We start from the raw sequence: 18515 nt of genomic DNA, 5'->3' as shown, positions 1-18515 counted from the left end.
TCCTCAGCAGTCCAGTGGGTTGCGTTTGTCCGGGTCGATGCCGAAACGGATAATGGCCTCGGCCACCACTTTCGGTTCGATATCGCCACGGTCGGCCAAGGCTTCCAGGGCAGCCAGCACAACGAAGTGACGGTCGACTTCGAAGAAGTGACGCAGCTTCTTGCGGCTGTCGCTGCGACCGAAGCCATCGGTACCCAGGACTTTGAACTCTTTGCTCGGCACCCACTGACGAATCTGCTCGGCGAACAGCTTCATGTAGTCGGTAGAAGCGATGACCGGACCTTTACGGCCGTTCAGGCACTCTTCGACGTAGGTCAGCTGTGGCTTCTGGCCAGGCTTGAGGCGGTTGCTGCGCTCTACGGCCAGGCCGTCACGACGCAGTTCGTTGAAGCTGGTAACGCTCCAGACGTCAGCGCCGACGTTGAACTCTTCACGCAGGATCTTCGCCGCTTCGCGAACTTCACGCAGGATGGTGCCGGAGCCCATCAGCTGGACGTGGTGCGCCGCTTCGCGGGTGTCTTCCTCGAGCAGGTACATGCCTTTGACGATGCCTTCCTCGACGCCTGCCGGCATGGCTGGCTGGGTGTAGGCTTCGTTCATCACGGTGATGTAGTAGAAGATGTCCTGTTGCTCTTCGGTCATCTTCTTCATGCCGTCCTGGATGATCACCGCCAGCTCGTAGCCGTAGGTCGGATCATAGGTGCGGCAGTTCGGGATGGTGCCGGCCAGCATGTGGCTGTGACCATCTTCGTGCTGCAGGCCTTCGCCGTTCAGCGTGGTGCGGCCGGCGGTGCCGCCGATCAGGAAACCACGGGTACGGCTGTCGCCAGCGGCCCAGGCCAGGTCACCGATACGCTGGAAGCCGAACATCGAGTAGAAGATGTAGAACGGCAGCATCGGCTGGTTGTGGTTGGAGTACGAAGTACCGGCAGCGATGAAGGAGCTCATGGCGCCCGCTTCGTTGATGCCTTCTTCCAGGATCTGGCCTTTCTTGTCTTCGCGGTAGAACATCACCTGGTCTTTATCGACTGGCTCGTAGAGCTGGCCGACGGACGAGTAGATGCCCAGTTGGCGGAACATGCCTTCCATACCGAAGGTACGGGCTTCGTCCGGGATGATCGGAACGATGCGCTGGCCGATTTCCTTGTCCTTGACCAGCTGCGCGAGAATCCGCACGAAGGCCATGGTGGTGGAGATTTCACGGTCGCCCGAGCCATCCAGGATCGCCTTGAGGGTGTCCAGTGGCGGGGTTGGAATGCTGAAGCTCTTGGCGCGACGCTGAGGCACGAAACCGCCCAGAGCAGTACGGCGCTCGCTCAGGTAACGGGCTTCGGCGCTGCCTTCTTCAGGTTTGAAGAACGGCAGGTTTTCGATCTCTTCGTCCCTGACCGGGATGTCGAAGCGATCGCGGAATTTGCGCAGGCTGTCGACGTCGACCTTCTTGGTGTTGTGCGCGGTGTTCTTGGCTTCGCCAGCACCGGTGCCGTAACCCTTGATGGTCTTGGCCAGGATAACGGTCGGTTGATCTTTGTGGTTGACCGCCTGGTGGTAGGCCGCATAGACCTTGTACGGGTCGTGACCACCACGGTTGAGCTTCCAGATTTCGTCGTCGGACAGGTCTTCGACCATGGCCTTGAGTTCTGGGGTGTTGAAGAAGTGCTCACGGACGAACGCGCCGTCCTTGGCCTTGTAGTTCTGGTACTCGCCGTCGATGACTTCGTCCATGCGGCGCTGCAGGATACCGTCGGTGTCCTTGGCCAGCAGTGGGTCCCAGAAGCGGCCCCAGACGACCTTGTTGACGTTCCACTGGGCACCACGGAACACGCCTTCGAGTTCCTGGATGATCTTGCCGTTGCCGCGAACCGGGCCGTCGAGGCGCTGCAGGTTGCAGTTGATGACGAAGATCAGGTTGTCCAGCTTCTCGCGGCCTGCCAGCGAGATCGCGCCCAGGGATTCCGGCTCGTCGCACTCGCCGTCGCCCATGAAGCACCAGATCTTCTGCTTGCCAGCCGGGATGTAGCCACGGCTTTCCAGGTACTTCATGAAACGTGCCTGGTAAATCGCCTGGATCGGGCCCAGACCCATGGATACGGTCGGGAACTGCCAGAAGTCAGGCATCAGCCAAGGGTGCGGGTACGACGACAGGCCGTTACCGTCCACTTCCTGACGGAAGTTGTTCATCTGGTCTTCGGTGATGCGCCCTTCCATGTAGGCACGAGCGTAGACGCCAGGCGAAGCGTGGCCCTGGAAGTAGATCAGGTCGCCGCCGTGTTCATCGGTCGGAGCCTGGAAGAAGTAGTTGAAGCCGATGTCGTACAGCGTGGCACTGGAGGCGAAGCTGGAGATGTGGCCGCCCAGGTCCGAGTCTTTCAGGTTGGTGCGCATTACCATGGCCAGCGCGTTCCAGCGTACCAGCGAGCGAATGCGGCGTTCCATGAACAGGTCGCCAGGCATGCGTGCTTCGTGGGTGACGGGAATCGTGTTGCGGTATGGCGTGGTGATTGCGTATGGCAGCTGCGAACCACTGCGGGTAGCCAGCTCGCCCATACGGGTCATCAGATAGTGAGCGCGGTCTTCGCCTTCTTTGTCGAGAACCGACTCCAGGGCGTCCAGCCATTCCTGGGTTTCGACGGGATCGAGGTCTTGCATGGCTTGCTCCAGGGCGGAAAGGCTTCCAGAATCGGTTGCCTGAGTTTGCGACTGGCCTTGTGGGCAGACGACATGAAATTCTTGGAATACCGGGGTTACTCCGGCGTTGTAGTTTTACTACAAATCGACAGCTATTTCATGCTTTCGCGCTGTTGGCACAGTAGTAAAACTACACAAACACGGCTTTTAGCCTCCTGTCGGGTTGTGGGAATAATCGGTAAGGTTGGTAAAAAACCAGTATTGGTAAGGATAGTTGCGATGCTTTCTGCCAGAGAATCAGATTTTTCAGCTATTTATAACTTTTGTACGACAGTTCTTGTGACAGCGCTATCTCCTGCCTTTTTCTTCACTGTCCGTTCCACGCCGATCAAGGATAGACCATGAGCCTGCCGTTGCTGGTTGATTTGCCAAGCACCCTCGAACCCCTGCTCAAGCGCAATGAGGCCTCGTGGCGCGCGGCGGTCGCGGGGCTGCCCGACGCCAGCCTCGATGACTGGGATGCCAGGCGCTGGGCGGATTTTGGCCGTGTCTGTGCGGCCAGCGAGTTTGTGCTTGAGCAGGCCTTGCGCCACCCGGCGATGTTGCTGGCGCTGGTGGCCAGCGGTGAGCTCGACCGCCCATTCGCGCCCGGCGAGCTGCGCGCGCAGCTCGCCGCTGTTGCCCAGGTGGCCGAAACAGAAGAGGCATTGGGCCGAGGCCTGCGCCGTCAACGCAGCCGCCATCAAGTGCGGATCATCTGGCGTGACCTGACCCGCCAGGCTGATCTGGTGCAGACCTGCCGCAACCTTTCCGACATGGCCGATGCCTGCATCGATGAGGCCTATCAATGGCTGTACCCGCGCCACTGCCAGCAGTTCGGCACCCCCATCGGGCGGCGCAGCGGCGAACCGCAGCCCATGGTCATCCTGGGCATGGGCAAGCTGGGTGCGGTGGAGCTGAACCTGTCATCGGACATTGACCTGATCTTCGCTTACCCCGAAGGCGGCGAGACCGAAGGGGTCAAGCGCCCGCTGGATAACCAGGAATTCTTCATTCGCCTGGGGCAGCGCCTGATCAAGGCGCTGGACCCGATCACTGTCGATGGCTTTGTGTTTCGTGTCGACATGCGCCTGCGTCCCTACGGCTCGTCCGGTGCGCTGGTGCTCAGCTTCAATGCGCTGGAGCAGTACTACCAGGATCAGGGCCGTGACTGGGAGCGCTACGCCATGATCAAGGCGCGGGTGGTGGCGGGCGATCAGGCCAGCGGCGCGCAATTGCTGGAGATGCTGCGGCCGTTCGTGTACCGGCGCTATCTGGACTTCTCGGCCATCGAAGCGCTGCGCACCATGAAGCAGCTGATCCAGCAGGAAGTCCGGCGCAAGGGCATGGCCGAGAACATCAAGCTGGGCGCCGGTGGCATTCGTGAGGTGGAGTTTATCGCCCAGGCGTTCCAGCTGATCCACGGCGGCCGTGACCTGAGCCTGCAACAGCGCCCGTTGCTCAAGGTGCTGTCAACTCTGGAGGGCCAGGGTTACCTGCCGGCGCCAGTGATTGCCGAAATGCGCGAGGGTTATGAGTTTCTGCGCTACACCGAGCATGCTATTCAAGCGATTGCCGACCGCCAGACCCAGATGCTCCCCGACAATGACCGGGACCGGGCGCGGATTGCCTTTATGCTGGGGTTTGCCGACTGGGCGGCGTTCCATGCGCAATTGATGCATTGGCGTGGACGCATCGACTGGCACTTCCGCCAGGTCATCGCCGACCCGGACGAAGAGGAGGGCGACGAAGGCGAAGTGGTGGTCGGCGGCGAATGGCTGCCATTATGGGAAGAAGCGCAAGACGAAGAGGCGGCCTGCCGGCAGCTGCAGGAAGCCGGTTTCGTCGATGCGCCCAACGCGCTGCGGCAATTGGCGGGGCTGCGCGGCAGTCCGCAATTGCGCGCCATGCAGCGGCTGGGGCGTGAGCGGCTGGATGCGTTTATCCCGCGTTTGCTGGCCCAGGCCGTCGAGCACAAAGATCCGGACCTGGTGCTGGAACGCGTGCTGCCACTGGTTGAGGCCGTGGCGCGCCGTTCGGCGTATCTGGTGCTGCTGACTGAAAACCCCGGTGCCTTGCGCCGCTTGCTGACCCTGTGCGCCGCGAGCCCGTGGATCGCCGAGCAGATCACCCGCTTTCCATTGCTGCTCGATGAGCTGCTCAACGAAGGCCGGCTGTTCAACCCACCCTTGGCTCCAGAGCTGGCTGCCGAGCTGCGCGAGCGCCTGACCCGGATTCCCGAAGACGACCTTGAACAACAGATGGAAGCCCTGCGCCATTTCAAGCTGGCGCACAGCTTGCGGGTCGCCGCCTCGGAAATCGCCGGCAACCTGCCGTTGATGAAAGTCAGCGACTACCTGACCTGGCTGGCCGAAGCGATTCTGGAGCAGGTGCTGGCCCTGGCCTGGCGCCAGACCGTGGCCAAGTATGGCCAGCCGCAGCGCAGCGACGGCAGCCTGTGCGATCCGGGCTTTGTGATCGTTGGCTATGGCAAGGTTGGCGGCATCGAACTGGGCCACGGCTCTGATCTTGATCTGGTGTTCGTCCATGACGGTGATCCGCAGGCCGAGACCGATGGCCCCAAGCCTATCGATAGCGCGCAGTTCTTCACTCGGCTGGGGCAGCGGATCATTCACCTGCTGGCCACTCAGACCAACTCCGGCCAGCTTTATGAAGTGGACATGCGCCTGCGGCCTTCGGGGGCTTCAGGCCTGTTGGTCAGCTCGCTCGGCGCGTTCGAGCGCTATCAGGAAAACGAAGCCTGGACCTGGGAGCATCAGGCGCTGGTCAGGGCGCGGGTGCTGGTGGGCTGCAAAGCGGTCGGCGAGGCTTTTGAAAAGGTCCGCGCCAAGATACTGGAGCGCCAGCGCGATCTGCCGGGCTTGCAGGTAGAGGTCAGTGAGATGCGCGCCAAGATGCGCGAGAACCTGGGCAGCAAGGCCACGGCCGCCGGCACCGCCGCCAATGCCTTCGAGGCCGCGTCGCCCTTCGATATCAAGCAGGATGCCGGTGGTATCGTCGATATTGAATTTATGGTGCAATACGCGGCATTGGCCTGGTCCCATGAGCACCCGGCGCTGACCCGCTACACCGACAATATCCGCATTCTGGAAGGGCTGGAGCAGGCCGGGTTGATGCCCGCCAGCGATGCCTGCCTGTTGCGTGAGGTCTATAAGGCCTATCGTTCGGCCGCCCACCGCCAGGCCCTGCAAAAGCAGGCCGGGGTGATCGCCGGCGATCAATTTGTCAGTGAGCGGCGTGAAGTGCTGCGGATCTGGGCTCAATTGGGGCTGAGTTGAAGAGGCGTCCAGCCAGGCCGGATGCCTGCAATGGCTGCAAGCGCACGCTTTGCGTGGAGTGGCGTACACTTGTCAGCCAAGCCTGATTATAAAGACGGGGAGGCCAGGCTGTTTTCGAACAGGCTGTAGCCTCCCTGATCGTTTCTGGAAAAAACATGAGAATTCTGATCATTGGGCCCAGTTGGGTGGGCGACATGGTAATGGCCCAGACCCTGTTCCAGTGCCTGCAGCAGCGTCATCCGGGGTGCGTGATCGACGTCCTGGCCCCGGAATGGAGCCGGCCGATCCTGGAGCGGATGCCCGAAGTGCGTCAGGCCTTGAGCTTCCCGCTCGGCCACGGCGTGCTGGAGCTGGCGACCCGACGCAAGATCGGCAAATCGCTGGCCGGTGAGTACGACCAGGCGATTCTGCTGCCCAACTCGCTCAAGTCCGCGCTGGTGCCGTTCTTTGCCGGCATCCCCAAACGTACCGGTTGGCGCGGCGAGTTCCGCTATGGCCTGCTCAATGACGTGCGCACGCTGGATCAAGAACGCTATCCGCTGATGATCGAGCGCTTCATGGCCCTGGCCTATGAGCCGGGCGCCGAACTGCCCAAGCCCTATCCGCGACCCGATCTTCAGATCGAAACCGCCAGTCGTGAGGCGGCGCTGGCCAAGTTTGGCCTGACGCTGGACCGCCCGGTGTTGGCGCTGTGCCCGGGGGCCGAGTTCGGTGAAGCCAAGCGCTGGCCGTCCGAGCATTACGCCAAAGTCGCCGAGGTCAAGATCCGAGAAGGCTGGCAGGTCTGGCTGTTCGGCTCGAAAAACGATCATGCGGTGGGTGAGTCGATCCGCGAGCGGCTGATCCCGGGCCTGCGTGAAGAATCGGTGAACCTGAGCGGTGAAACCTCGCTGGCCGAAGCCATTGACTTGATGTCCTGCAGCGATGCGGTGGTGTCCAACGATTCCGGCCTGATGCACGTCGCGGCGGCGCTGAACCGTCCGTTGGTGGCGGTCTATGGCTCGACCTCGCCGGGCTTCACGCCGCCGCTGGCCGAGCACGTGGAGATCGTCCGCCTGGGGCTCGAGTGCAGCCCCTGCTTCGATCGCACCTGCCGCTTCGGCCATTACAACTGCCTGCGCCAGCTGGCGCCTGATGTGGTGGTGGCCGCCCTGCAGCGCTTGAGCGGCCAGGCTGTGGTCAAAATCCAGGTCGGGGTCGATTAAGTTGCGGGTACTGTTGATCAAGACTTCTTCGCTGGGCGACGTCATTCATACCTTGCCGGCCCTGACCGACGCCGCCCGGGCGATTCCCGGCATTCGCTTCGACTGGGTGGTGGAAGAAGGCTTTGCCGAAATTCCCACCTGGCACCCAGCCGTTGACCAGGTGATCCCGGTGGCGATCCGGCGCTGGCGAAAGAACCTTTGGCAAACCTTCAAGAATGGCGAATGGCGCGCATTCAAACGCCGTGTGCGCGAGCGGCATTACGACTTGGTGATCGATGCCCAGGGCTTGCTGAAAAGCGCCTGGCTGACACGCTACGTCAAGGCGCCGGTGGCCGGGTTGGACCGCCATTCGGTGCGTGAGCCGCTGGCCAGCCGTTTCTACCAGCGCCGCCTCGCGGTGGCCCGAGGGCAACATGCGGTGGAGCGGCTGCGGCAGTTGTTCGCCGTGGCACTGGGGTACGACTTGCCGTCCGGTATTGGCGACTACGGCCTGGACCGCAGCAAGCTGGTCGATCAGCCTGCTGGTAAACCGTTCGTGCTGTTTTTGCACGGCACCACCTGGGACACCAAGCACTGGCCCGAGGCCTACTGGCGCGAGCTGGCCCAGCGCCTGGCGCTGGCCAATATCGAAGTGCGGCTGCCCTGGGGTAACCCAGCGGAGCTGGCGCGCGCCGAGCGTATCGCCAAGGGCCTGGCCAACGTGGTGGTGTTGCCCAAGCTCAACCTGGCCGGCGTGGGCCGCGTACTGGCGGCAGCCAAGGCCTGCGTTGCCGTGGACACCGGGCTCGGCCACCTGGCGGCGGCGCTGGATGTGCCAACCATTTCGTTGTTCGGCCCGACCAATCCGGGGCTGACCGGCGCTTACGGCAGCGTGCAGGTCCACATCGCCAGCGACTTTGCCTGTGCGCCGTGCCTGCAAAAGAAATGCACCTATCAACCGACCGCTGAGGACCAGCGTCGATTCGATCTCAAACGCGAGTGGCCGCTGTGCTTCACTCGCCTGAATCCCGAGCGTGTGGCGAGCCGGTTGGCTGCGCTGCTGCTGGCCGAGGATCTTCGTTGATGCAACTGGCTTTTGTGCTTTACAAGTATTTCCCCTTCGGTGGCCTGCAGCGCGACTTTATGCGCATCGCCCTGGAGTGCCAGCAGCGCGGGCATTCGATCCGCGTCTATACCCTGATCTGGGAAGGCGATGTGCCGCCCGGTTTTGAAGTGCTGGTGGCGCCGGTGAAGGCGCTGTTCAACCACCGTCGCAACGAGAAGTTGACGGCCTGGATGGAAGCGGATCTGGCCAAGCGCCCGGTCGACCGCCTGATCGGCTTCAACAAGATGCCGGGGCTGGATGTCTACTACGCCGCCGACGGCTGCTTCGAAGACAAGGCGCAGAACCTGCGCAACTCGCTGTATCGTCGCTGGGGCCGCTATCGCCACTTCGCCGAATACGAGCGGGCGGTGTTCGGCAAAGAGGCCAAGACCGACGTGCTGATGATTTCCGAGGTGCAGCAACCGCTGTTCGTCAAACACTACGATACCCCTGCAGAGCGCTTCCATTTGCTGCCGCCGGGCATTGCCCTGGACCGCCGCAAACCGGCCAATGCCGCCGAAATTCGTGAAGGCTTTCGCCGTGAGTTCAAGCTCAAGGACGATGAGCTGCTGCTGGTGCAGATCGGCTCTGGCTTCAAGACCAAGGGCGTGGACCGCAGCCTCAAGGCCCTGGCTGCGCTGCCAGCGGCGTTGAAAAAACGCACGCGGCTGCTGGTGATCGGCCAGGACGACCCCAAGGTCTTCCAGCTGCAAAGCGCAACCCTGGGGTTGGGCGATCAGGTGCAGTTTCTCAAGGGGCGCAGCGACATCCCGCGCTTTTTGCTGGGCGCTGATGTGCTGATTCACCCGGCTTACAACGAGAACACCGGCACGGTGCTGCTCGAAGCGCTGGTCGCCGGCCTGCCGGTGCTGGTCTCGGCGGTGTGCGGCTATGCCCATTACATCGCCGAAGCCGACAGCGGCCTGGTGCTGGACGAGCCGTTCGAGCAAGAGCAACTCAATCGCTACCTGGTGCGCATGCTCGAAGACGATGCCGCACGGGCCCAATGGGCCAGCAACGGCCTGGCGTTTGCCGACACGGCTGATCTTTACAGCATGCCGCAGCACGCGGCGGATGTGATCCTGGCACAGGGGCGCGCATGAAACTGATACTGGCAGAACCCTTCAAGCGCCTGTGGGCCGGGCACGACCCGTTCACCGAGGTGGAAGCCTTGCAGGGTGTGGTCTATCGCGAGCTGGAAGGCCGCCGGACCTTGCGTACCGAAGTCGAAGGGCGCGGCTATTTCGTCAAGATCCACCGGGGCATCGGCTGGGGCGAGATCATCAAGAACCTGACCACCGCCAAGTTGCCGGTGCTCGGTGCCGGCCAGGAATGGCAGGCCATCCAGCGCCTGCATGAAGTCGGCGTGCCGACCATGACCGCCGTCGCCTATGGCGAGCGGGGCAGCAACCCGGCAAGCCAGCACTCCTTTATCGTCACCGAAGAACTGGCGCCCACCGTCAGTCTCGAAGATTTCAGCCTCGACTGGACGCGCAACCCGCCGCAGCCACGGCTCAAGCGCGCACTGATCGCTGAAGTGGCGAAGATGACCGGCGGCATGCACCGTGCCGGGGTCAATCACCGTGACTGCTACATCTGCCATTTCCTGCTGCACACTGACAAACCGGTGACGGCAGACGATTTCAGACTGTCGCTCATCGACTTGCACCGGGCCCAGACCCGCTCGCAGATCACCCGTCGCTGGCGCAACAAGGACCTGGCCGCGTTGTACTTCTCGGCGCTGGACATCGGCCTGACTCGCCGCGACAAGCTGCGCTTTCTGCGCGGTTATTTCCAGCAGCCGCTGCGCCAGATCCTGCGCGAGGAAGTGGCCCTGCTGGCCTGGCTCGATGCCAAGGCCGCCAAGCTGTATGACCGCAAGCAACGTTACGGGGATGCGCTCTGATGGCGGGTTGGAAACTGGCGCCTGCCTATGCATCGCTGGCCGCGGATTTCGGCAGCCTGGAAGCGGTGTTTGCACTCACGGGTGAGCGCCTGACCCATGACCGGCTGTCTGAAGTGATCCGCGTGCAACGTGGCGGGGTCAACTACTACGTCAAGCGCTACGTCGGTGCCGGCAAGGGCCTGCGTCGCTACGTCGGGCGCCCGCGGGTCAAGTCCGAATGGCAAAATCTCAAGCTGTTCGCCAAGTGGGGCATTCCCACTGCCGAAGTGGTGGCCTGGGGGCTGGAACGCCGTGGCGCGGCGTTCGGGCGCGGGGCGATGATCACCCGCGAGCTGCCGAATACCGAAGACCTGTCGGCGCTGGCCGACCGCAAAGATCCGCTGCTCAAGGATGCCGCTTGGGTCGACCGCGTCAGCCGCCAGTTGGCGAGCAACACGCGGATCATGCATGACCACCACTTCACCCATAACGACCTGAAGTGGCGCAACCTGCTGGTGGATGACAACGCGAAGCTGTACTTCATCGACTGCCCGACCGGGGCATTCTGGGTCGGCTTCATGCTGCGCTATCGGATCACCAAGGACCTGGCCTGCCTGGACAAGGTCGCCAAATATCACCTGTCGGCCACCCAGCGCCTGCGTTTCTATCTGCAGTACCGCCGGCGCACGCGCCTGAATGCCGCAGACAAACGCCGCATCCGACACATCGTCACGTTTTTCGAGGGACGCGAATGAGCGATTTCATTGCCAGCACGGAACAGGCACTGCTCGAACGCCACGGCCTTGCCGGTTTCGACGAACTCTGGAGCCTGCAACTCGATGCCGTTGATGAGTCCAGCACCGGGCGCGGCGGCTGGAGCAGCGTTTATCGCCTGGAGCTCGAGGGCAAGGGTTTTTACCTCAAGCGCCAGAGCGGCTACTTGACCCGCACCTTGCGTCGCCCGTTCGGCGAGCTGACCTTTGCTCGTGAGTTTCGCAATATTACCCGCTACCAGAAGCTGCAGATTCCGGCCTTGCAGGCCGTGTTTTATGGCCAGCGTCGGGTGGACGGCGAAGGCCAGGCGATCCTGATGACCCGCGCGCTCGATGGCTGGAATGACCTGGACAGCCTGCTGCTGCAATGGACCGCCCTGGCCTCGGTGCAGCGTGCCGCGATCCTGCGCGCCTGCGGCGAACTGGCTCGAGTGCTGCACAGCGCCGGGCAAGTGCATGGCTGCTTCTATCCCAAGCATATTTTCCTGCGGGCGCGAGGTGAGGGTTATCAGGCGCAGCTGATTGGCCTTGAGAAAACCCGGCCCTTGCTGCTCGGCCAACGTGACCGGGTCAAGGACCTGGAGCCGTTGATGCGCCGTGCGCCAGACTGGTCCGAGGCCGACATTCGGGTATTTCTCTCGGCGTACCTGGATCAAGGCGCAGACTCCACGCTGGTCAATGCCTGGCTCAAACGCCTGACTGAACGCCGCCATCACAAAGGAGCCCGTTGATGCGCTTGTCTGAACTGCAAAACGCCGGACGTACCCCGACCCTGCCCATGAGCATTGAGCTGGCCGACGGTGCCGGCAGCGCCCAGCTGCAACTGCTCAGCCTGCTGCGCGTACTGCCGGGGCAACGCTATGTCGGCGCCGGTATCTGGCGTGGCCGCAGGGTGCTGGCCAAGCTGTTGGTCGGGCCCAGGGCGGCGCGGCATTTTCAGCGTGAGCGCAGCGGTGTGCAGCGGCTGGCCGAGCAGAAACTGACCACTCCGGCCTTGCTGGTGGATGGTTTGAAAGAAGGTGAGGGCGGCTGGCTGTTGTTCGAACTCCTCGAAGATGCTCACAGCCTGGGCGACGCCTGGTCGGCGGTCGAGCAGCTGCCGCTGCTGGCGGATGAACAGCAGGCGGTGCTTGGCGAGGCGCTGGGAGCGATTGCCCGAATGCATGCCAAGGGACTGTGGCAGGAAGATCTGCACCTGGACAACCTGCTGCGCCATCACGGCGAGCTGTATGTGATCGACGGCGCCGGTGTGCGTGTCGAAGAAGCGGGCAAGCCCCTGTCGCGCCAGCGTGTGCTGCAGAACCTGGGGGTTTTTTTCGCCCAGTTACCCCATCATTTCGAGCCATTTACCGAAGAGCTGCTGGTGCAGTACCTGCTGGTCAATGGCGAACACGCGCTGCCGCTTGAGGCCTTGCAAAAGCAGGTGGACAAGGTGCGTGCCTGGCGCCTGAAGGATTTTCTCGGCAAAGTCGGCCGCGACTGCACGCTGTTCAGCGTGCGCACGGGTGCCTTTGCCCTGCGTGCCATTCGCCGCGAAGAAGAACCGGCGATGTTGTCGGTGCTGGCCGATGCCGATGCCTTGCTCGAACGCGGGCATCTGTACAAGACCGGTGGTGCGGCCAGTGTCGGTCGCGTCGAAGTGGACGGGCGCAGCCTGGTGATCAAACGCTACAACATCAAGAACGTGCTGCACTGGTTCAAGCGCTTCTGGCGCCCGAGCCGGGCCTGGCACTCCTGGGTCGAGGGTAACCGGCTGGCTTTTCTCGGCGTTGCCACGCCCAAACCGCTGGCGCTGCTGGAGCGCCGTTTCTGCTGTCTGCGCCGGCGCGCTTACCTGGTGACCGAGTATCTGCCGGGGCCGGATATCATCGAGCACCTGGCGCCATACGTGGCGTCGGGACAGGTGCCCGAGGCCGAGTTGCAGGCGCTGGATCAGCTGTTTATCGACCTGACCCGCGAACGCATCAGCCATGGTGACTTGAAGGGGCATAACCTGTTCTGGCATGACCAGCGCTGGGCGCTGATCGATCTGGATGCCATGTGTCAGCATCAAAGCCAAAGTAGTTTTGCTGTCGCTTATGCCCGTGACCGTGCGCGTTTCCTGCGTAACTGGCCCAGCGACAGCGCCTTGCACCAGATGCTGGATCAGCGTTTGCCCACTGTCGCCTGACCCGCCCCCACATGTAGGAGCCGAGCTTGCTCGCGATGCAGGCACCACGGTGTATCTGTTGCACAGCGGTGAGGCTATCGCGAGCAAGCTCGGCTCCTACACATAAGGTAAGCCGGGGAGTGTGGCGTCATGCGCTACAGGTGCCCTGCGCGATGGGCTATAATCCCGCCCTTTGGCTGCTGCTCGCAGATTCTGCGAGAGCACATTTTTGCAGATTGAAGAGGCTAGACCCTTGGCATTGACGATTCTTGGCCTGTCCGGCGCCCTTAGCCATGATCCTTCCGCGGCCCTGTATATCGACGGCAAGCTGATCGCGGCCGCCGAAGAAGAGCGCTTTGTTCGCGACAAACATGCAAAGAACCGCATGCCTTACGAGTCGGCGAAGTTCTGCCTGGAGCAGGCCGGCATCAAGCCGTCGGATGTCGATGTGGTGGCGATCCCGTTCGCGCCCATCAGCCTGTTCGGCAAGGCACGCTGGCACTACGCCAAGCGCTACTGGTATGCCCCCGACCGCGCCCTTGACGCGATCCTGATGGGCAACCGCCGCTACAAGCGCTACCGCAAGAAGATCGTCTGGTGCCTGGAGCAGCTGGGCTTCGACCCGAAAAAAATCAAGATCGAGCCGGTCGAACACCACCTGGCCCACGCCTCCAGTGCCTACCACTGCTCGGGCTTCCAGGAGAAAACCGCGATCCTGGGGATCGACGGCAAGGGTGAGTACGCCACCACCTTCTTCGGCTACGGCGAAAACGGCAAGATCCACAAGATCAAGGAATTCTTCGATCCGGACTCCCTGGGCGGCCTGTATGGCGCGATTACCGAGTTCCTCGGCTTCGAGATGCTCGACGGTGAGTTCAAGGTCATGGGCATGGCGCCGTACGGCGATGCCAGCAAATATGACTTCTCGCGCCTTGCCAGCTTTGAAAACGGCGAACTGGTGATCAACACCGAATACGCCAACGTCATCGGCCTGCGCCGCTACAAGGAAAAGGGCAAGGGCTTCTACTTCACGCCCAAGCTGATCGAGTGGCTGGGGCCCAAGCGCGAAGGCGACATCGCCGACGAGCCGTATATCCACTACGCCGCCAGCATGCAGGCGCTGTTTGAAAAGCTGGCGCTGCAGATGATCGACCACTACCTGAGCGATGTGCTCAAGGAAACCGGCAAGCTGGCCTTCGCCGGCGGTTGCGCGCTGAACGTCAAGCTCAACCAGAAGATCATCGCCCGCCCGGACGTCAAGGAACTGTTCGTCCAGCCCGCATCCGGCGATGCCGGTACTGCAGTCGGCGCGGCGGCCTACGTGTCCCACGCCCGTGGCGTGCCGGTCGAGAAGATGGAGCACGTCTACCTCGGCCCGGCCTACTCCAACGAAGACGTGATCGCCGCCTGCGCCCGACATGCCGACAAGCCGAAGTGGCGCAAGCTCGACAACATGCCGGAGCAGATCGCCAAAATCATGGTCGATGGCAACCCGGTGGCCTGGTTCCAGGGCCGCATGGAGTTCGGTCCGCGTGCGTTGGGCGGTCGTTCGATCATCGGTTGCCCGAGCGTGGCTGGCGTGGCGGACCGCATCAACCACCAGATCAAGTTCCGCGAGCGCTGGAGGCCTTTCTGCCCGTCGATGCTCGACACCGTCGCGCCGCAGATGATCAAGATCGATCACCCGGCGCCGTTCATGACCTTCACCTTCGAAGTGGCCGAGGAGTGGAAAACTCGCGTGCCGGAAGTGGTCCATGAAGATGGCACCTCGCGTGCCCAGGTGCTCAAGCGCGAATACAACCCGCGTTACTACGACATGATGAAGGCGCTCGAAAACCTGACCGGCAATGGCGTGTCGTTGAACACCTCGCTGAACCGCCGTGGCGAGCCGATGATCTGCTCGCCGACCGATGCGCTGAACATGTTCTTCGGCTCCGACCTGCAATACCTGATCATGGAAGACATCCTGGTGGTCAAGGACGGCGCGGATGCCTATGACGCGCTCGGCTGAACGCCACGTCCTGCAGTTCTGCCATGGCTATGACGGGCCCTTCCTGGACTGCGCGCGGCAGTACGCCAGCCTGTTCGAAGGCCGCGGCTACAAGGTGACCACGGTGTTTCTCACCGGGGTCGCCGACGCCGAGGTTGCCCAGGGTTGCGCGAGCGACCAGGTGTTGTTTCTCGAATACAGTTCCAAGGCCGTACGCGGCCTGAAACTGGGTGCGATCCGCGATCTGCGCAAGATCGCGGCATCGCGCGATTTCGCGTTCTGCATCGCCCACCGTTTCAAACCCGTCTACATCGCCCTGCTCGGCACCGGTTTGCCAGTCATCGGCGTGCACCATGCCTTCGGCGACTACCAGCGGCGCACACGCCAATTGTTCGCCAACCTGTTTCGCCGTCGCCTGAGCCTGCTCGGGGTCTCGGATGCGGTGCGCGACGAGATGCGCCAGTGCCTGCCGAAATGGCCCACCGGACGTATCCGTACCCTGTACAACCGGATCGACATCGACGCTGTGCAGGCCTCGTTGCTGACCGGCAGCGAGGCGCGCCTGGCCCTGGGCCTGGCCGAAGACGACTGGGTGGTGGGCAACGTCGGGCGGCTGCATCCGGACAAGGACCAGGCCACGCTGTTGCGCGGGTTTGCCCAGGCCTTGCCCGGGCTACCGGCGCGTGCACGGCTGGTGATCATGGGCAAGGGCCGTCTGGAACAGGATCTCAAGGAGCTGGCGATCGAGCTGGGTATTACCGCGCAGGTCGGTTTTCTCGGCCAGGTGCCCGATGCACGCCGCTATTTCCGGGCCTTCGATGCCTTTGTCTTGAGCTCCGACCATGAGCCGTTCGGCATGGTCCTGCTCGAAGCCATGGCCGCCGGCGTGCCGTTGCTGGCAACCGCCTGCGGCGGTGCGAAGGAAGTCGTCGAGGGTGTCGGACTTCTCTTTCCATTGGGTGATGCCGAGCATCTGGCCCAAGGGCTCCGGCACCTGGCGTCGCTCGATGCCGAGCAGCGCCAGGCCTGCAGCGATTTGATGCAGCAGCGATTGCAAGAACGTTTTTCCGATCACGCCGTGCGGGAAGCCTTCTGGCGCTTGCCACAAGTGACTGACCTGACCGCGGAGGCTTGATGCTCAACCGAATTCGAAGCTGGCGTGAGCGCGGCTGGACAGCCGTGGATGCGGCAACTTATGCACAGGCCTGGCAGCGCTTCGGTGGCAGTGTGGCGACTCACCCGCTGGTGATCGAACAGCTGGCCGAAGTGGCGGGTATCCCGGTGCGCTATCTGGCCTGGGAGCAGGGCGGTGAAGTGCAGGCGGCGATTCCCACCTGGGGCCGTCACCTGGCGCTGTCCAAGCAGGTGCTCAAGGCCCATGGCAAGAAAGGCGTGTTCGATATGGGCAATGCCGAGTTCATTCTGCCGGCGGCGACGGGGGCCGACGTACCGTTGCGGCATGTGGGGCGTTACCTGTCGGCGCTGAACCAGAACTGTTTCAGTACGCTCCAGGAGCAGGCTGAATCGCTGGCGATGGCACGCATGCCTGAAGAACTGTCCAAGAAGTTTCGCTACAACCAACGCCGTGAACTGCGCCTGCTGGAAGAGGCGGGTGGGGTGGTGCGACCGGTCAGTGAGTTCACCAGCGCGGAATTGGGGGCGATGTATTGCGACCTGTTTCTACGCCGCTGGGAATTCCCGGCCACCGGCGCCGAGCGCATGGCAGAAGTCATCGAGCGCCTGCGTTCATTGCTGATTGGCTCGGTGGTGTTTCTCAACGATGCGCCGATTGCGATCCAGCTGGTTTATCGGGTTGAAGCGCCGGAATGGATCAGCGTCGAATACGTCAACGGTGGCGTCGATCCGCAAACCCGTGAGTTCAGCCCGGGCAGTGTCCTGAGTTTCCTCAATACCCAAAGTGCCTGGGAAGATGCCCGCGCGCGCAACAAGCCGTTGCGCTTCTCGTTCGGGCGTTCGGATCGTGATTACAAGGACCGTTGGTGCAACCCCGTGCCGGTATTTCAGGTTTGAACCGCAAGCAGCAGTTGCTCAAGCGCCACCGGCGCAACAAGCGGCTGGGCCTGTTGGTGGGTCTGGTGCTGCTGGTTGTCGTGGGCGTGCTGGTGGCCTGGTGGCTGCCGTTGCTGCTGGCGGTGCTTGCCTGGGTCGCGCACGAAGCCTGGTTTGCCGACCATCTGTTCTATGCCCCTGATGAGGATTATCGCTACCGTTTCCCCGACGACAGCGAACAACCGCCGGTGCGGTTCGAGGGTGGCCGCCTGCTCGTCGAGCAGCCGTTGCAACTGGATGGCAGTGAGACCCTGATCCTGCAAATCAGGCTCAAAAGTGGTTGGCTGGGGCGTTTTCTTGATCCTGCGGTTGCGTTGATCGCCGATCAACAACACGACCGGCAAACCTTCGAGCGCGGTGTAAAAGGCCTGCGTTACCTCAATCTCAGCGGGATGGGGACGGCACTTGGCGAAGGGCGCTTGCGCCTGCGGGGGCGGTTCTGCCGGCTTCTCGGCCAGCCGACGCTGTGGGTGTTTCGTCATCCCGACTATCGCCACAAGCGGGTCATGGTCATTGCGCCCCATGCCGACGATGCCGAGCTGGCTGCCTATGGCCTGTACAGCCAGGCCGCGCAAGCCTGGATCGTGACCCTGACCGCCGGTGAAATCGAAGCCGAGCATTATCAGCAAATGGGCCTTGAGCGCGCGGCGGCTGCACAGCTCAAGGGCCGTTTGCGGGCCTGGGACAGTATCGCGGTGCCGCGCTGGGCTGGCGTACCTGAGGCCCAGTGTGTGCAGTTGGGCTATTTCTGCCTGCAACTGCCGGCGATGCAGGCCGCGCCCGATCAGCCGATCGGCTCGCGTGAGGCCGAGACTGGCGATACCCGGCCGTTCCGGCAGCTCAACAGCCTGGCCTTGCCGGGCGACGACGGGGTACCGAGCTGGAGCAACCTGCTGGCGGACTTGCGCGCCATGCTGCTCAAGGCCAGGCCGCAGGTGATCGTCATGCCTCACCCCACTCTCGACCCCCATCCGGACCACCTGTGCGCCCAGCAGGCGCTGATGGAAGCCCTGCGGGGCCTGGATTGGCAGCCTGAAGCCCTGCTTGGCTACGCCAACCACCTGCACGACAACGACCGTTGGCCCATGGGTGATACGGGCGCGGGGGTGGCCTTGCCGCCGGTGTTGCAAGGCGACGAGGCCTGGCTGCCTTACAGCCTGTCGCTTGACGGGCAACGTCAGTGCGACAAGGCCATGGCGCTGGGTATGATGCATGATCTACAGCCTCGGCCACCGCTCAAACGGCGGTTGCGCCGGGTACTGCAGCGGTTATTGGCAGGTCGTCACGGCTCGAAATTTGGCGAAAACGAGTTCTTTCGCAAGGCGGTACGCCGTCATGAGCTTTTCTGGGTCGTGAAACATGACGCAGACACTAAAATGCCCTGAAACGTCTT

The 18515-nt window shown here is 62.7% G+C and carries 14 protein-coding genes; 13 read left to right on the top strand and 1 reads right to left on the bottom strand.

The annotated features are described in order from the left end of the window. Positions 1–3 precede the first annotated feature (3 nt). Positions 4–2649, bottom strand: coding sequence for a pyruvate dehydrogenase (acetyl-transferring), homodimeric type (gene aceE, locus GUY40_RS03200; protein ID WP_166567496.1), 2646 nt, complete (start codon positions 2647–2649; stop codon positions 4–6). A 72-nt stretch (positions 2650–2721) separates the two neighbouring features. On the opposite strand from aceE, the gene GUY40_RS03195 reads away from it, so the two are divergent. The 13 genes from GUY40_RS03195 (at position 2722) to GUY40_RS03135 (ending at position 18507) form a co-directional block, all read left to right on the top strand. Next, positions 2722–3033, top strand: coding sequence for a hypothetical protein (locus GUY40_RS03195; protein WP_166567445.1), 312 nt, complete (start codon positions 2722–2724; stop codon positions 3031–3033). Next, positions 3030–5966 carry a bifunctional [glutamate--ammonia ligase]-adenylyl-L-tyrosine phosphorylase/[glutamate--ammonia-ligase] adenylyltransferase gene (gene glnE / locus GUY40_RS03190; protein WP_166567495.1) on the top strand — a complete coding sequence of 979 codons (2937 nt, stop codon included), beginning with the start codon at positions 3030–3032 and terminating at the stop codon, positions 5964–5966. Before GUY40_RS03195 ends, glnE begins: the two co-directional genes overlap by 4 nt. 155 nt (positions 5967–6121) lie before the next feature. Next, positions 6122–7171, top strand: coding sequence for a lipopolysaccharide heptosyltransferase II (gene waaF, locus GUY40_RS03185; protein ID WP_166567494.1), 1050 nt, complete (start codon positions 6122–6124; stop codon positions 7169–7171). A gap of 1 nt (position 7172) precedes the next feature. Beyond that, the gene (waaC, locus tag GUY40_RS03180) at positions 7173–8234 is read left to right on the top strand and encodes a lipopolysaccharide heptosyltransferase I (RefSeq protein ID WP_166567493.1); all 1062 of its coding nucleotides are present in this window, start codon (positions 7173–7175) and stop codon (positions 8232–8234) included. Beyond that, complete coding sequence (locus tag GUY40_RS03175) at positions 8234–9358, top strand: glycosyltransferase family 4 protein (RefSeq protein WP_166567492.1); 1125 nt, start codon at positions 8234–8236, stop codon at positions 9356–9358. The genes waaC and GUY40_RS03175 overlap by 1 nt, the downstream gene beginning before the upstream one ends. After that, positions 9355–10161, top strand: a complete 807-nt coding sequence (rfaP, locus tag GUY40_RS03170; RefSeq protein WP_166567491.1) for a lipopolysaccharide core heptose(I) kinase RfaP — start codon at positions 9355–9357, stop codon at positions 10159–10161. The genes GUY40_RS03175 and rfaP overlap by 4 nt, the downstream gene beginning before the upstream one ends. Further along, positions 10161–10895, top strand: a complete 735-nt coding sequence (locus GUY40_RS03165; RefSeq protein ID WP_166567490.1) for a lipopolysaccharide kinase InaA family protein — start codon at positions 10161–10163, stop codon at positions 10893–10895. Before rfaP ends, GUY40_RS03165 begins: the two co-directional genes overlap by 1 nt. Further along, entirely contained in the window at positions 10892–11644 is a 753-nt protein-coding gene (locus tag GUY40_RS03160) for a lipopolysaccharide kinase InaA family protein (protein ID WP_166567489.1), read from the top strand. The genes GUY40_RS03165 and GUY40_RS03160 overlap by 4 nt, the downstream gene beginning before the upstream one ends. Next, complete coding sequence (locus GUY40_RS03155) at positions 11644–13083, top strand: lipopolysaccharide kinase InaA family protein (RefSeq protein WP_166567488.1); 1440 nt, start codon at positions 11644–11646, stop codon at positions 13081–13083. The genes GUY40_RS03160 and GUY40_RS03155 overlap by 1 nt, the downstream gene beginning before the upstream one ends. Positions 13084–13315: 232 nt before the next feature. After that, on the top strand, positions 13316–15073 hold the full coding sequence (locus GUY40_RS03150) for a carbamoyltransferase (RefSeq protein ID WP_166567487.1): 1758 nt from the start codon (positions 13316–13318) through the stop codon (positions 15071–15073). Beyond that, positions 15057–16187 (top strand): glycosyltransferase, encoded by a 1131-nt coding sequence (locus tag GUY40_RS03145; RefSeq protein ID WP_166567659.1) that lies wholly within the window; start codon positions 15057–15059, stop codon positions 16185–16187. The genes GUY40_RS03150 and GUY40_RS03145 overlap by 17 nt, the downstream gene beginning before the upstream one ends. Next, entirely contained in the window at positions 16187–17083 is an 897-nt protein-coding gene (locus tag GUY40_RS03140; protein ID WP_166567486.1) for an antimicrobial resistance protein Mig-14, read from the top strand. The genes GUY40_RS03145 and GUY40_RS03140 overlap by 1 nt, the downstream gene beginning before the upstream one ends. Continuing rightward, positions 17050–18507 carry a PIG-L deacetylase family protein gene (locus GUY40_RS03135; protein ID WP_178117657.1) on the top strand — a complete coding sequence of 486 codons (1458 nt, stop codon included), beginning with the start codon at positions 17050–17052 and terminating at the stop codon, positions 18505–18507. The genes GUY40_RS03140 and GUY40_RS03135 overlap by 34 nt, the downstream gene beginning before the upstream one ends. The last annotated feature ends 8 nt before the right edge of the window (positions 18508–18515 follow it).

It is taken from the genome of Pseudomonas sp. R5(2019) (assembly GCF_009905435.1).
Taxonomy (GTDB): Bacteria; Pseudomonadota; Gammaproteobacteria; order Pseudomonadales; family Pseudomonadaceae; genus Aquipseudomonas.
Note: the sequence above shows the minus strand (reverse complement) of the source record. Positions and strands in the feature narration are given on the sequence as shown.